The organism is Exilispira thermophila (assembly GCF_055389015.1).
In genome coordinates, this window is sequence record NZ_AP042476.1 from 1348993 (window position 1) to 1362763 (window position 13771).

7 protein-coding genes are annotated in these 13771 nt (G+C 23.4%); 2 read left to right on the plus strand and 5 right to left on the minus strand.

Annotation, left to right across the window (positions count from 1 at the left end):
* The first annotated feature begins 1 nt into the window (after position 1).
* Complete coding sequence (locus ACZ5EC_RS05765) at positions 2 to 2491, plus strand: methyl-accepting chemotaxis protein (RefSeq protein ID WP_464304007.1); 2490 nt, start codon at positions 2 to 4, stop codon at positions 2489 to 2491.
* A gap of 339 nt (positions 2492 to 2830) precedes the next feature.
* Here the strand turns inward: ACZ5EC_RS05765 and ACZ5EC_RS05770 are convergent, their stop codons facing one another.
* The 3 genes from ACZ5EC_RS05770 to ACZ5EC_RS05780 form a co-directional block, all read right to left on the minus strand.
* Positions 2831 to 6802: a FlgD immunoglobulin-like domain containing protein gene (locus ACZ5EC_RS05770; protein ID WP_464304008.1), complete on the minus strand. Its 3972-nt coding sequence runs from the start codon at positions 6800 to 6802 to the stop codon at positions 2831 to 2833.
* 270 nt (positions 6803 to 7072) lie between these two features.
* Positions 7073 to 8452, minus strand: a complete 1380-nt coding sequence (locus ACZ5EC_RS05775) for a glycine--tRNA ligase (protein WP_464304009.1) — start codon at positions 8450 to 8452, stop codon at positions 7073 to 7075.
* A 48-nt stretch (positions 8453 to 8500) separates the two neighbouring features.
* Complete coding sequence (locus ACZ5EC_RS05780) at positions 8501 to 9589, minus strand: patatin-like phospholipase family protein (protein WP_464304010.1); 1089 nt, start codon at positions 9587 to 9589, stop codon at positions 8501 to 8503.
* Between the two features lie 287 nt (positions 9590 to 9876).
* On the opposite strand from ACZ5EC_RS05780, the gene ACZ5EC_RS05785 reads away from it, so the two are divergent.
* Positions 9877 to 11733 carry a 6-hydroxymethylpterin diphosphokinase MptE-like protein gene (locus tag ACZ5EC_RS05785; protein WP_464304011.1) on the plus strand — a complete coding sequence of 619 codons (1857 nt, stop codon included), beginning with the start codon at positions 9877 to 9879 and terminating at the stop codon, positions 11731 to 11733.
* Here the strand turns inward: ACZ5EC_RS05785 and ACZ5EC_RS05790 are convergent.
* Entirely contained in the window at positions 11717 to 12793 is a 1077-nt protein-coding gene (locus ACZ5EC_RS05790; protein ID WP_464304012.1) for an ABC transporter ATP-binding protein, read from the minus strand. The genes ACZ5EC_RS05785 and ACZ5EC_RS05790 overlap by 17 nt on opposite strands.
* 132 nt (positions 12794 to 12925) lie before the next feature.
* On the minus strand, positions 12926 to 13759 hold the full coding sequence (locus ACZ5EC_RS05795; RefSeq protein WP_464304013.1) for a sugar ABC transporter permease: 834 nt from the start codon (positions 13757 to 13759) through the stop codon (positions 12926 to 12928).
* Between the last annotated feature and the right edge of the window lie 12 nt (positions 13760 to 13771).

A 13771-nucleotide genomic window follows, 5' to 3' on the forward strand; every position in this document is an offset into this window, starting at 1 on the left:
AATGAACATTAAATTTAAATTTGTTGCTGTTTTAGTATTAACTTTTGTTCTTTTTTTCATAGTATTAAATACATTTGCCTACCAGAACATTACAGATACCCTTACCAAATCTGCATCTAAAAATATAAGTGCAATATCCAAATTTATTGGAACAATTATACAAAATGAATTAATTAGTACTGCAACCGCATTTAGTACACAAACAGCAAACATTCATATAGATCTAAACAATATTGTACAAACTAATAATGATAAAAAGGTGTTATTAGATTATTTGCAAAAATTTAATAAAGAGAGCTCATATTATATTTATTTTTATGATAAAAACCTAAATAAACTTTATTCTAATGCTGATTATTTATCTCAAAGTTTATTAGTATCTAAAAGTGATATTAAAACAATAACTGAAACTTCTGAAATTTTTACAGGGTTTTATTTTTTAAATGAAGATTTTTATCCATTGGTATTAAGAAGTTTGAAAGATCAAAATGGAAATATTCTTTATTATGTTGTTTTTCTTTTTGATCTACCTTTCAAAAAAGTTTTAGAAAATTATGTATCAACTTTAACTCTTCCTCAAGATCTATCAATTGCATTTATTGAATTATCCAGCAGGAATAAAATTGGTAGTAAATTTGAAAACAAAGATATTGTTTATTTTGTTGGAAAAAATCCTATTTATTTTGATCTTAATAGTGTATATAAATCAGATTCTGGTATTACAGTTGTTAATGATAATCTAAGTAAAAGTAAATATCTTTGTTATTACTCAACTATTCCAACCTATTTTTTCAAACTTGTTGCATATATGCCATATAAAAAAGTATTATCTGCAATTACAATATTAAGAATAAGACTGATAATTTATTCGATTATCTTTATGTTTTTAATTATTTTTATTCTTTATTACTTTGCAAACAGAATAATGTTTTCACCTCTTAAAGAATTTGAAAAAGTCAATTTGAAAATTTCAAATGGTGATTTTTCTTTTGATATACCTACAAGAAGAGATGAATATAAATCTTTAAGTGATTCTTTAAACCAAATGATATTTCAATTGAGAATAGTATTAAAAGCTATTTACTCCTCTTCTTCTATTTTCCTTAATTCACTTATTAAAACCAGAAACAATCTAGAAAAAGGTTTTAATGAAATTAATGATGAAAACAATAACCTAGAAAACCTAAACAATTCTTTTGATGACTTAGTAGAAGAGGTTAAAGAAATTAAAAACATTTCAGAAATATCCTCTGATTATTCTGTTAAATCCTTAGAAAAAGCAAATGAAAATATTAAGATAATGAATGAGCTTTTTAATAAAACTTCTGAACTTGTTAACATTTATAATAAAATTGAAAATATTTCTAATGAAATCAGGAATATTGCTACTCAAACTAATTTACTTTCTTTAAATGCATCTATAGAATCTTCAAAAGCAGGGCAAACAGGAAAAGGATTTTCAGTAGTTGCAACAGAAATTAGAAAATTGGCTTTTAAAACTAAAAATTTAGCTGAAGATATAACTATTTTAGTATCTTCTACCAATACATTAATTAAAGAAATTAGTTTATCTACCAAAGAAGTTGAAGATGTTTTAAAACTTATTGCAGGAAATATATCTGGACTTAATGGTTTAATTAAAAAAATATCATTTTTTGTTAATTCCATAGAAAATACTGCATTTGATATGAAAAATAAAATGAACTATACTGCGGTGCAAATATCTGAAAAAGTTAAATCTTTATTTACAATTAGTAATGAAACATATAAACTTTATAAAATGTTTAATGAAATAATTGATAAGTTCTCATATTTTAGATTTATGAAAATACCTGAAGAATTAGAAGATAATTATAGAGAAAAAATATTTGAGGTTATTTATTATATTGAGAATGATATTTTAAATAATCCTTATAATTTTAAGAAAGGTAATACAATTGATATTAAAGGCCATTTAGTTGACGAAATTTTTGTTAATGAGATTAATTTGACTACTGGAACTAACTTTTTAGAGCTTATAACTAACAAATTCCCTGATATGCATATATCTGTATTTCAATTATCAGATGAAAATAACCTCATTAGAGTAAATACAACAGTTAAAAATACTTTAGGTGAAAAATTAACTGGCTCTATTATTGATGAAAATAATATTGTATATATGAATTTAGTTGAAGGAAAAGAGTTTATTGGTCTACAGACATTAACAAACCAATTTTTCTATGCTTTTTACAAACCTTATATTGATGAGGATGGAAGCATTATTTATGCAATTGGTGTTGGAATTGAAATTACAGATGAAATTAATAAAAATGAAAAGATTCTATTAACAAATGAAAATTATGAAGAATTTAGGGAAAATAAAGTATCAAATAAACTAAATAATAATTCTGTTGAAATTGTAAATGAAAATATAAACCAGAACATAAATGAAAATGATATTTCAGATGTTCCAGAAATTGATGATATAATCAAAATTAAAGATAATTAATAATAAAATTGAAATTATTGAGATATTTAAAAAATAAGAAGCAATTATATCCTAATTAAAATTTCTCTCCTTAGTACAGTTATGTAATATTTAAAATTTATCTTTTTTAAATATTAAACAATAATTTATTATTTTTATCTCTTTTGCCTTTGGCAACTGTAATCCAGTCAAGAAATTTTAATTAGGATATATATTTTAACTTAATTTATTTAATTAAATGTAACAATTTCAAATTTTATTATTAATTACTTAATTATACCTACCACAAAAAAAAGCTGCCTCATATGTTTTGAGACAGCTTCTTTTTAAAAAGTTATTTATATTAATAACCTATTTAATTTATTTTATTAGATAGAATTCTACTCTTCTATTTCTTCTTCTACCTTCATCAGTATCATTGGTATCTATTGGATTTGCTTCTCCCATACCTGTAAAAGTTAATCTTTCAGGATCTATATCATGTTCAATTAAATATTTATAAACAGCTTGTGCTCTTTTTTTAGATAATTCAAGATTATATTTTTCATCTCCTACACTATCTGTATATCCAATTATCTGTATTTTATAATTTTTAAATTTATTAAGTACAACAATTAATCTATCAAGTATTTTTTTAGATTGTGGTTTTAATTTATAAGAATTAAAATCAAATTCTATTGAAGAGATAATAATTTTATAACCTAAAGCTGTTTTTATTACTAAAATATCAACATAAAAGTCTTTTTTAATTACATTAACATTTCCAGCGATATCTTTAATAGTTAAAATCGCAACATAATCAGATGCTGCATCTACTAACTTCCCATTATCACCTATTCCATCCCATACAATCTGTTTAAAATATTTAGTTTTATTCTCTATATTTCCTTTAAATACCTTAAAAGGTTTTTTACTTAATTTATTTTCTGAATATTTTCTATAAATTTCAATTTTATAAGAATCAATATTATGATAATCTGTATAATTAAAAGAAAGATACAATTTATCTTTATCCCCATCATTATCAGGAGAAAATAATTCTGGTTTAACTACAAAAGTTCCTTTTGGTGCAGTATTATCTACATCAATAATATAAGATTTTGAATATTTATTAACTCCAGAAATATAATAAATTCTTGATTTTATTGTATATTTTCCATCAGTTAAAGCTTTATGAGTATTATCTTTCCCATACCAATATAAATATTCAGGTTTTGAATTGAAAACCTTTTCAAATACTTTTTTTCCATTCTGATTATAAATCTCTACTATTACTTTTTCAAATTTATCAATATTTTTAATTTTCGAATCATCTAAACTAAAATCAATTTTTACATTATCTTTAAAATTATCATCATTTGGAGATATCAAAGTTGTATCTATATTAATATTAAAATCTGGAGCTACTCTATTAACAAAGAAATCAAAAACAGAATCACCCTCATTCCCAGCATTATCAAACGATACAACTTTTAGAAAATATTTACCATCATCTAATTTATCACCTGATAGACTGTATTTATTGTTTTCATTTTCTAGTTTTATCTTTCTTATCTGGTTTTTATTATTATCTAAAATTTCAAGATAAACTTCTTTAACAGGTTCATTAAATTTATAAATTAAATTCAAATTATCTTTAAATCCATCTTTATTTGGTGAAAAATATTGATTCTCCAGTTTTATTGTTGCAATAGCAGGCTTTGTATCAACAATAAAGTATTTTTTAAATGAACTTGGAGAATTACCATTATCATAATTCATTACAGCATAATAATAATATTTTCCATCATCAATTTTATTATTATACTCAAACTTATCAGGTATACCTTTAAATTTCTTTTCAAATACTATTTTATTATTTTTATCTGTAATGTAAAATATAGTATTTAAAAGTCCTTCTTTGTTATCAGCATTAAATTTAAAAGTTATTTTATCATATCTTCTATCATTGTTAGGTGAATAGTATAAAATATCAGAATCAACAAATACTTTTTCCAATTCCCTAACTAAAGTAATAGGAGAAGATTTAAATTCTTTTGTGTTTTTTGCTTTATCTTCTGTATAAACATCAATGATATATTTACCAGCTGGGAGTTCATTACCATTTTCATCTTTACCATCCCAGATTATAATTACTTTCTTTCCTTCCTTTTTAAAGTCTAATTTAGTTATTTTTTCATTAGTTTTACTATCAATAATATTAACAGACTTTATATTTTCAATCTCATCTGATTCTATAACTATCTTCACTATATCTTTTTTACCATCATTATTTGGTGAAAAAGAGTTATATTCAGGATTTATTGTTACTTTTGTAGGTTGAGTATCTTTTATAAAATCAATTTCATTTGAAACTGGTTCATTTCCATTATTGTAAATTAGTTTAATTTTATATTTGTAATTTCCATCTTTTGCTTCATTCCCATTTTCGTCTTTACCATCCCAGGCAATTGTATCTGGAACAGTTTTTTCACCATCATATTTTTTAACAATCTTTCCATATTCATCAATAATTACAGCTTCCCATTTTAACAGCCCATCAGTATCGTCAACTTTATTTTTAAAAACTATTGAATCAAGTTTCCCATCACCATTTGGAGAAAATATTTTTGTATCCGATTCACTATCAATTTTTTCAAAGTGAGTAACTAATTTTATATCTTTAATTTCTATTTTCTTTTTGTTACCAGCAATATCTTCTACACTAACATCAATTTTATACACACCTTCAGGTGCTATCTTATTATTTTTATCTTTTCCATCCCATTTAAAATCAAGTTCTCCCTGTATTACATCCTTTTTACTAAATTTATAGTTATTAATCTCATTTCCCTCTGAATCTAAAATTGAAACAATTATATTGTCATCATCTGAAATTTCAGGTAAATCAATTTTGATATCAAGCTTATCTTTTTTCCCATCATTGTTTGGAGAAAATATGTTTCCAAAATCTTTTTCAATTTTATAAGTTATGTTTGTTATTTTTGTATCAACATAAACTTTAAAGTCTTTGCTTTTACCAATATTATTTCTTTCATCCCATGCAACTGCTTTGATATTATAAACACCATCTTTAACAACATTCCCTTTACTATCTGTACCATCCCATGTAACATAATCAGGAACTTTTACCTGTTCTTTTTTAGCAAATAACCTTTCAAATATTTTTTTTAAAGTTATGTATTTAATTTGTCTAACATCAGAACCAATAAATTCTTTAACAATATTTCCTTCATTGTCATAAATTGTAACTTTCCAACCATAAAGTAATTCATTATCCTTAAAATTTAAATAAATATTAATTTCATCAGAATTTCCATCAAAATTAGGTGAAAATTTAAGTTTATCAGTTTTAAGTTCTACTTCAGGAGGAGTAGTATCTCTTTTCCCATAACTAAAATTTACATCTATTGAATGTTTAGTATTTCCAGAAGCAGAAAATGTTGGTGCGAATGTATATGATATTCCTAGTTTATTATCTTCAATATAAAAATTACCTCCCAAAGATGCAAAAAGATAATTTGATGGATTTAATGTACTATTGTCAGTACCAATATTGACCCCTATATTTATAAAATAATTATCCAATATTTTTGCATTAATTGTAGTCAAAAAACCTACACCAAATGGATAAAAATTTAGATATAGATCACTACTATTTGATATTGTCAATACATCTTTTATTGAGTAAAAATCAAAATTTACTCCACCAGCAACCCCAATTGGTGATAAAATTGTACTATTTAATGACAATGGATACCCAATATTTTTTAAACTAATACCCCATTTTATGTTTTTAAACCCAAATCCTTCAAAAGGAGAATTTTCTAAAATAGAAACAAAACCAATATCTGTGTTTATACCAAATGTAGTAGAACTTGATGAAATTGCAGTCATTAAGTTTAATGAAAATCCTACCCAGAAGTTTTCACTTATGAGTTTTGAAAAATTAGCTTTAAATAATAAATCATTCTCAGTACCACTAGTAATTGAATCATTAAGATATGCTAAATAGAAAGACAAATTTCCATAATCAGTTGGCATTTGATAAAGGCCATTCAAAATAAAGTAACCAGTAAACCCAGATAAAGAAACATCTATATTATTTTTATATATATCAGCAGATATAGCAGGATTTAATAGAAATCCAAAAGGATTTGAAATATCTGAAATCCCTGCAAAACTATTTAAAATATTTTGAGTTCCTAAATTATAAAAAAATAAAGAATCTGGATTATCAGAAGCTTCAATTGTTCCAATACTTAAAAAAAATAAAATAAAGCTAATCAAAATTAATTTTTTTAATATACAATTTTTATAAATTATTCTCATAATATACCCCTATACTACTTAAAATTATAACCAATATTATATTAGCAAATTATTTTTATAATAATTATTTTCAACATTTTTTTTACCTTTTTTATAATCTTTATTATTATTGGATTCACAATAGTTGTAATTTAAAGATTATAATATTTAAGCTACCTTGCTAAAATAATATAATATCTATAATAATCTAATATATACTATTATCTTATAATACTTTATAAAAAATTATCAACAATTAAAACAAAGTTACTTTAATTTAATAAAATAATATTAATTTAAAAATTTGTCTTTAAAATATGCTTTTAAATCAACTATTTTAACTCTTACTTGTTGCATAGAATCTCTGTCTCTTACTGTTACTGCATTATCTTCTTCAATTGTTTGAAAATCAACAGTGATACAAAAAGGGGTACCAATTTCATCCTGTCTCCTATATAATTTACCAATTGACCCTGTATCATCATAAAATGAATAAAATTCTTTTGAAAGTTCTTTAAATATCTCTTTTGCAGTTTGTACAATTTTTGGTTCATTCTTTTTTAAAGGTAAAACAGCTATTTTTATTGGGGAAAGTTTTTTGTCAAATTTCATTAAAACTCTAGTTTTACCATTTTCAAGTTTCTCTTCTTCATATGAATCTAGCATTATTGCAAGCAAAAGTCTTTCTACTCCCAAAGATGGTTCTATTACATATGGAATATAATGTTTTTTTTCATAAGGATCAAAGTATTTTAAATCTTGTTTTGAAAATTTTTCATGTCTGGATAAATCAAAATTAGTTCTTGAAGCTATCCCCATTAACTCTCCCCAACCCCATGGGAATTTATATTCTATATCAACTGTTTTGTTAGAATAATGTGAAAGCTCTTCTTTAGAATGTTCTCTGATTCTCAAATTTTCATCTTTTAAACCAAGCCATTTAAAAAATTGTTTATATTCTTCTACCCAATAATCAAAATATTTAATTTCTTCTCCTGGTTTAACAAAATATTCTATTTCCATTTGTTCAAATTCTCTTGTTCTAAATATAAAATTTCCTGGAGTTATTTCATTTCTAAATGATTTTCCAATTTGGGCAATTCCAAATGGAAGTTTCGCTCTCATTGTATTTACAACATTTACAAAATTTATAAAAATACCCTGCGCTGTTTCAGGTCTTAAATAAATCTCGTTTTTTTCTCCTTCTATTACCCCTTGAAAAGTTTTAAACATTAAATTAAATTGTCTTACATCTGTAAAATCTTTAGCATTACAGTTAGGACAAAAAATTTCTTTTTCTTTAATTATCCTGTTAATCTCATTAATTGGTAATCCCTCAACATTAATCCCTGTTTGCTCTTTAATTAAATCATCTGCTCTGAATCTCTCATGACATTGTTTACAATCTATAAGGGGATCTGCAAAAGAATCGAGATGCCCTGAAGCTTTCCATACATCTGGATGCATTAAAATTGCACTGTCTAATCCATAAATATCATCTCTTGATTCAACAAATTTTTTCCAGAATAAATTTTTAATGTTTCTTTTAAGTTCAACTCCCAGAGGACCATAATCCCAAGTGTTTGCTAATCCACCATATATTTCAGACCCTTGAAATATAAAACCTCTTCTTTTTGCTAAAGCAACCAAAGTTTTTAGATCAGTACCCATTTCTACTCCTTTTGATAATTCGAATTTAAATAAATTTATAATTTTTTTTTATTCTACAAAAACCATTTCTGCTGTTTCAACCCCTTTTTCATACGCCCATAAATATCTTTTAAATTCAAAAACTCCCATTTTTTCTAAAAGAGGAGTTATTACAAATTCATTATCTCTAATTTCTGGAGCTAATCCCCCTCTTCTTTTTAACATATAAAGTAAATTGTTTACTATTGATAAAATATCTCTTTTATTTGTTACTGGCAATAAATTATTTCCTATAGATTTTACAGCTTCGGTAAACTCCTTCGATAAATTTAAAAGAAAATATGATGTATTAACAGGAGAAGTTATATCGGTTGCTGCTGAAACATCAGAGATTAATATTTTTAATTTGTTTTTATATTCAATTCTATTTATTTCTCTTGCAATATCAACACAAAAATTGTCATTAACACCACCATCTACCAATATATATTTTTGATAATTTATAGGTTCAAAAAGAAATGGTATTGCTGCTGAAGCTAAAGTTATCTCAACTAAATCACCACTTGTAAAAATAACTCTTTTCCCGGTTTTAACATCTGCAGCATTTAAATAAATTGGAATTTTTGCATTTTCAATTCTTTTTATAGGTAGGTATTTATTTAAAATCTCTCTTAAATTTTTTGTCATAATTTTTTGAGAAATATATCTATAATATGCAAACTTTGAAAATATTTTTTCTTCTTTTTTATAAACATTTAAAAGCTGGTCAGCATTAAAACCACCTCCATAAAAGGCAGCTGTTAAAGCTCCAGCTGAAGTACCTACAATAAATGCAGGTCGAATTTTATATTTTTCTAACATTTTTAAAATGCCAACATGAGCAATTCCTCTTGCTCCACCTCCAGATAATACTAAACCTATTGGTGATTGTAACTCTTTCAAAGAAATAGGGTTATTGGCAATCTCATAATTTTTCTCAGGATAATAATAGGTATTGTATATATAATCTCTAACCTTTTTTATGGTTAGAACACCATCTTCAATTTTTTTTGCTAATTGTTCAACATAATTTTGAGCTTTTTTGTTTTTCAATATATGGGAAATATTATCAATATTTTTTTTGTAATATTTTTGTAAATCTTTATTTTTACTATTCATAAATATATCACCTCAATATTAAATTTAATTTATGTAAAATTTTAGTAATTATTATTTAGCTATCTTTTATAATTATCATTAATTTAAACATTATAATTGACATAATCTTATATTTTTCAATATACCTATCAAACCTAAAAAATAAGCTTAAATTTTATTTCTTTAAAAATTTATAACATAAATTAACTAATAGTAAATTTATTTTAATATCCCTCATATACTTTAATCATAGTTATTTAAATTATAATTGTTTAAACTATAAAAAAATTAACCGAAATTTAATAATAATGACAAACTCTATTTTAAAAAACAGTAAATTTTTTCTTAATTTATCTGAAAATTTACAAAACAAAAATAAAAAATTAAAAAATAATAATTTTTATGAAAATTTTTTACTAAAATTTTATGCTTCTAATTCTAATAAATATGATAATTTGTCTGAAAACCATATTACAAAAAATTCAGAGTTTTTGTTTAATTATTTTAATGATAAATATTTTCGTTTAATTAATAAAGATAATAATAATTTTGTTTCTGTACAAAATAAAAATTATTCTAAAAATATTAAGAACAATACTCAAATATCTAATAGAGAATTAAATAAATTTAATGATATCTTTTTTAATAGAATTGATGTTAAATTCAATAATTTTCTAAAAGAAAATGATATAAACGATATAGATTCTTTTTATGATACAATTTTTATTTTTGGTAATTCAAATCTTGAACCTCTTAAAACTCTTTTAGAATCAATGTTATTAAAATTTAAAAATCTAAAAAATAAATATAATAACAATAATTCATTAAAATATTTAAAAAAAATTTTTGAAAATTTTTCCATTAACATTATTGTAATTGACAATGAAAAAGATTTTGTTAATTCTTTAATAAAATTTGATTATAATTATATAAATATACTCTTAAACGATTTTAAAAAAGAGTTTAAATTAAAAATTGAACTTTATTTTACTATTATAAATAATTTTTCAGATACATCTTTATCTACTCTTTTTAACAATCAAATTTTTCTTAACCTTTTTAACCCTTTATACTTAAGAAACATCTATTTTTTACATACCCCTGATAAATTAAAAAATGATTATGAATTTATAATTCATATTAAAAAATTTATAAATGAAAAAATTTCACAAATAACTTTTAACTTTAAAACATCTGGTCTATCTGGAAAAATGTGGTATAGAAATCTAATATTAAATTTAAAATTTTTATCAAAAATAAAACAAAATAATTATCAACCATTAAATATATTAAAAGCAAATTTTGATAATTTTAAAAATACTAAAAATAAACAAGCAATTTTAATTGGAGCATCACCAATCCTTGAAAAACAAATTGTAAAAATTAAAGAGATTACAAAAAAAAATAACAACTATTTTATTTTTGCAATGGATAACTCTTTATCACTATTAAATAAATATAAAATAATACCAAATTTTATTATTATCCTTGATTCAAGAGCTTTTGTTAAACTCTTTATTCCAGATTCTTATTATAATATTCCTCTACTATGCCCTCTAAATATTAACTTTAAAATATTTCAAAAATTTAACAAGGTTTACTATTTTAATACAGATTTCTATCTAAATAAATATTCTAAAATTTTTTGCAAAACTCCTAATATTACTTACCCTTTAACAAATATTGGGTCATTTTCTTTAATTTTAGTTTATTATCTTGGATTTAAAGATATTATCTCATTTGGGATAGATTATTCATTTTTAGACAGGAAATATTATCATAAAGAAGCTTATTTTTACAAATATTATCTAATGTATGGAAATTATTTAGACAATATCTTAACTAACTCAATAAAAAAAACTATAACTCAATCAGAAAAAAAACTTTTTATTAAATACAAAAGTGAATTTGAAGCTTTATTAAATTTATTAAGAAAAACATTTTCCAATAATGAGAATAAATATGCAGATAAAACCTATTTAAACCAGGATAAAAACATTTTTTTTAATAATAATTTTTTCAAAGAAAAAAAACAAAAAGATAATAGTTCAGACTTAGAAAATATGGAAAATTATTTCCCATTACTTTCCTATTATTATCTTAAAACGAATTCAATAAAAAAAACAACAAAAAAGGTAGAAGTTTTTATTAATCGATTTTTATAATATCACCTGTTTCAGGATTATATATTTTTATGTCTTCTTTATTAAAATATATTTTTGTATTATCCCCATTATTTTTATGAATTTTAGAAGAATTAACAAAAATTGTTTCAGAATATTTTTCCATATCAATCAAATCTAATGTATAAAGAAATTCTTTTCCAATTGGTTCAAAAATAACTATTTTAGCATCAAATGAAAATTCTTTACTATAATTTTCAAAACTTAACTTTTCAGGTCTTACTCCAACTATTATTTCATTTAAACTATCAATTTCTTTATGCACAATTTTCAAATTCCCAAAATTAAAAGCATTATTTCTTTTTTTTATTTTAAACAAATTCATAGGTGGGTTACCAATAAATGATGCTACAAAAATATTTTGTGGATTGTTGTAAAGATTAAGAGGATCACTGATTTGTTGTATCTTACCTTTATTGATTACAACAATCTTTGTTGCCATTGTCATTGCTTCTATCTGATCATGAGTAACATAAATAAAAGTAGTTTTAAGTTTTTGGTGAAGTAACTTTAGCTCAGACCTCATTGAATTCCTTAGTTTTGCATCGAGGTTTGATAAAGGTTCATCAAACAAGAAAACTTTTGGTTTCCTTACTATTGCTCTACCTATAGCTACTCTCTGTCTTTCTCCTCCAGAAAGTTCTTTTGGAAATCTATCAAGAAGATGTTTTATATTTAAAATTTCAGCAGCCTCATTTATTATTTTTTCCTGCTCCTGTTTTGGTACTTTTTTTATTTTCAAAGGATAAGCAATATTTTGATAGACTGTAAAATGGGGATACAAAGCATAACTTTGAAATACCATAGCTATATCTCTGTTTTTAGGGCTTATTTCATTTACAATTTTATTATCAATAACAATCTCCCCTTTTGTTATCTGTTCAAGCCCTGCAATCATTCTTAAAATTGTTGATTTACCACAACCTGATGGACCCAATAATATACAAAATTCACCATCTTCAATTGTTAAATTAAAATCCTCAATAACAAATTTATCTTTTATATAAGATTTATAAACATTTTTCAATTCAACTTTACCCATTTATTCCTCCAGTTTTTCAATGTATTTTTAATTTTTTTTCATTTTTTATTAATTTTTTAAATTTTTATATTACAGGTTAAACCTATATTATTTTTAATTTATATATTTAATTTTTATGTTTTATTCATTATTTTAATTTTTAACAGATCCTAAAGTCAATCCTGAAATAAGATATTTAGAAGTATACATAAATAAAATCACAACAGGGATTGCTAATAGTAGTGATGCAGCTGCAAACATACCATATTCAGTTTGAAACTGTCCCTGCATGCTGTCAAGACCTAAAGGCCAGGTAAATAGCTTTTGCTTTGTAATTATAACCCTGGCTATAATATAATCAGACCATGCTGTCATAAAAGAGAATAAAAATGTTATTCCTACAGCAGGTTTTGCTAAAGGTAAAATTAGATCGTAAAAAACTTTTCCAATTGAAGCCCCATCTATCAATCCTGATTCCTCAATTTCAATTGGAATTGTATCAAAATACCCTTTTAATAGCCATATTGAAAATGGTAAAGCGGAAGAAGAATATACAATAACCAATTTCATATAAATTCCCAGCATTTTCATTTTTGCTAATAATATATAAAGTGGAATAAGAAGCATTGTAGCTGGAAGCATTTGCGTAACTAAAAGAAATATCATTCCTATTTTTCTTCCAGGAAAATTAAACCTGGAAAAACCATAACCTGCTGAAACTGCAAAAGCAGTAGCAAAGGTAGCAGTTAATATTGTTACAATCAATGAATTTTTTAACCATCGAAAAAAAGGTTTTTTTATAAAAAGATCTTTGTAATTTTGAAATGTAGCATTTTTGGGTATAATCGATAAGTCTGTTGACATCACTTTATCATGTGGACGTAATGATATAGTGAATATTCTTAAAACAGGATAAATAGTAATTATTACTCCAATTAACAATAAAAGATAAATAATCATTACTGTTAAAGTTTTTTTAATTTTCATTTTTCAATCCTA

Bases quoted from the DNA above. Each gene is read 5' to 3' on its own strand.
- ACZ5EC_RS05765 (WP_464304007.1), top strand. From the start codon at position 2: ATGAACATTAAATTTAAATTTGTTGCTGTTTTAGTATTAACTTTTGTT.
- ACZ5EC_RS05790 (WP_464304012.1), bottom strand. From the start codon at position 12,793: ATGGGTAAAGTTGAATTGAAAAATGTTTATAAATCTTATATAAAAGAT.
- ACZ5EC_RS05795 (WP_464304013.1), bottom strand. From the start codon at position 13,759: ATGAAAATTAAAAAAACTTTAACAGTAATGATTATTTATCTTTTATTG.
- ACZ5EC_RS05770 (WP_464304008.1), bottom strand. From the start codon at position 6,802: ATGAGAATAATTTATAAAAATTGTATATTAAAAAAATTAATTTTGATT.
- ACZ5EC_RS05775 (WP_464304009.1), bottom strand. From the start codon at position 8,452: ATGGGTACTGATCTAAAAACTTTGGTTGCTTTAGCAAAAAGAAGAGGT.
- ACZ5EC_RS05780 (WP_464304010.1), bottom strand. From the start codon at position 9,589: ATGAATAGTAAAAATAAAGATTTACAAAAATATTACAAAAAAAATATT.
- ACZ5EC_RS05785 (WP_464304011.1), top strand. From the start codon at position 9,877: ATGACAAACTCTATTTTAAAAAACAGTAAATTTTTTCTTAATTTATCT.